Source organism: Staphylococcus sp. EG-SA-2 (genome assembly GCF_017152085.1).
Genome location: NZ_JACYHC010000614.1, coordinates 1 through 2517, shown reverse-complemented (window position 1 = coordinate 2517; position 2517 = coordinate 1). Strand labels below are relative to the sequence as shown.

Here is a 2517-nt window from a genome sequence, read left to right as displayed (position 1 = left end):
GTTTTAAAACAGTCTACAATCAACACAATTAAATATGACGATCTAGGTATGGATAAAGACGAAGCCAAAAAGTTATTCGCCAAATCTGAAAGTATTTTCAAAGACCTTAAAGGCGTAAAATACAAAGTAGACTATAAAGATAAAAAAGCAATTGAACACTTAGACATAGATTACACAGAAGTTGACATGAAAAAATTAAATAAACGTCTTGGTGTTTCAACTAAAGAAAATAAAGATATTAGTTTTGAAAAACTTGAAAAGCAATTAAAGCACAGAGGTTTAAAAGAAAAAGATAAAATGGACGACAAATAGTTTATAACATAAAAATGCCCTCAGATAAGACTAAGGATACAAACCTTAATTCATATTCTGAGGGCTTTAATATTTGAAATTCTTGTGTGACCAGCATCCACTACTAATATAAAATTATTTGCAGTAACACTAAAATCCGCTGCTTTCATTTTCTCGAAATAGATAAATCAACTAATCAATTTCAATTTATAATCATGTATCGTTTGTAACTCACCATCGACTTTTCGATATACAATATGATCAGCAGTAATTTCTGTAGGACTGGATACGCCAACAGCTGCTGCAATATTGAATAAGCCTTCATGCAAACTTGTTACATAGTTTGTGACACGATATTGCTTTTCTCCAACAATCAATGCTTTTTCTTTTTTCGCATCTGTCGTTGCAACACCTACAGGACATGTATTCATATGGCATTGTTGACTCATAATACAACCGACACTAATCATCATGCCACGTGCGATATTTACAAAATCTGCACCTAAACCTAGTGCAATCGCAATTTTATCTGGTGTCACTAACTTACCAGATGCCGCCAATTTCACTTTATCTCGAATACCATATTTTTCTAACATGCCAGACACAATAGGTAGAGCTGTAAATAGCGGTAAGCCAACACCATCTTGTAATTCTTGGAATGTTGCACCAGTACCACCTTCACCACCATCAATCGTAATAAAGCTTGGATACTTATCTAGTTCCACCATCGTACGTACAAGTGTTTCAATTTCTGAAACTTTGCTTACTACAATTTTGAATCCTACTGGTTTTTGACCTAATTGCTGCAACTGATCGACGAAACGAATCAAATCTTCAGCATTATGAATAAATTCGTAACGGTTAGGTGAATTGATTGTTTTATAAGGTTCAACATTTCGGATTTTAGCAATTTCTTCGTTTACCTTTTCAGCTTCCATATGACCACCACGAGTCTTAGCACCTTGTGCCAACTTCAGCTCAAATGCGCGTACGTTAGATAACTGTGCGACCTCTTTAAATAAACCTTCACTAAAATTACCTTCTTTATCACGAACACCAAATAAACCGGGACCAATTTGGAAAATGATATCCCCATTACCTTTTAAATGATATTCTGATAAGCCACCTTCACCTGTATTCATCCAAGTGCCCGCTTTAGCTAGACCTTTAGATAAAGCTGTAATGGCATTTTTTCCTAAAGCGCCATAACTCATACCAGATTGTCCTACGATACGTTTTAAAATAAATGGATGTTTTAAATGTTCACCTAATTTTATTGCATGGTCATCACTTAAGTAATACGGATCAATCTTTGTCGGTACACGATATTCTTCACGACTAAATAAACGCTCATTCGCGATTTTATAAATGAATGTTGATAACAATGTTGTATTATCTACTGAAATCTCATTACGTTGCATCGGAAACATTGTGTTCTGTATGTAAAAGCCGTCTTGATAATCTTTAGTAGTACCGAAGCTGGTCATACGAGAGTTATATTTTCCAGCCAAAACGATATTTTTATAATCATTACGTGAAAAAGGTTTCCCTTCATTATCCCCAGAAAATAAATACTGACGTAATTCCGGTCCCATTTTTTCTGAAATATATCTAATACGTGCTAGTAAAGGATAATTCCTTAATACACTATGTTGTGATTGTCTTTTATCTTTAATTAACCAAATAAGCCCGATAACAATAACCGTAAGCAGGAAGCCTACAACGATAATGTTAACTATAAATTGCATGACTGTAAGAAACGTCATTACAATACCTCCCCCCAAAATTTCAATTCAATATTTATGATACACCTTACAAAACAAAACACAATGGAAGCGCTTCATTTTATAAAACAATTTTATGATATGTTTTTCATTTTAAATTTTAATGTATAAAACATACAATACAAAGTAATATGTGCTAAAGTATCTATATAATACAACTATTTAAGAGGTATACTATGTCAAATACAAATAAACATTACATAGAAGAAGAATACGCTACTGAACAATCGCGTTTTTTCAAACGTGATATTGGATTTATTTTCCTTTATATATTTTTGGTTAACATCTTGCCAATCATTATCGTCTTTTTAACTTTTGGGTTAGTAGCTGTATTCACTCAACAAGCCCCATGGGGTTTCTCTTTTCCTATTTCAATGAACATTAGCTATTTACTCGCAGTTATTATTTCACTAGCTATTTTTCGTCGGATGCATGAAGATGC

The 2517-nt window shown here is 33.2% G+C and carries 2 protein-coding genes and 1 pseudogene; 2 read left to right on the top strand and 1 reads right to left on the bottom strand.

Going from position 1 to position 2517, the window contains the following annotated elements; all coding sequences use genetic code 11:
• On the top strand, positions 1–312 hold a 312-nt coding region (locus tag IDG60_RS11000; RefSeq protein ID WP_206160692.1), incomplete at its 5' end, for a DUF1307 domain-containing protein.
• A gap of 167 nt (positions 313–479) precedes the next feature.
• On the opposite strand, the gene IDG60_RS10995 is transcribed toward IDG60_RS11000, so the two are convergent.
• The gene (locus IDG60_RS10995; RefSeq protein WP_000143494.1) at positions 480–2057 is read right to left on the bottom strand and encodes an FMN-binding glutamate synthase family protein; all 1578 of its coding nucleotides are present in this window, start codon (positions 2055–2057) and stop codon (positions 480–482) included.
• Positions 2058–2251: 194 nt separating this feature from the next.
• On the opposite strand from IDG60_RS10995, the pseudogene IDG60_RS10990 reads away from it, so the two are divergent.
• A pseudogene (locus tag IDG60_RS10990) lies at positions 2252–2517 on the top strand (CPBP family lipoprotein N-acylation protein LnsB); the annotation flags it as partial.

Coding starts and splice junctions, on each gene's coding strand:
- IDG60_RS10995 (WP_000143494.1), bottom strand. CDS start 2,057: ATGACGTTTCTTACAGTCATGCAATTTATAGTTAACATTATCGTTGTA.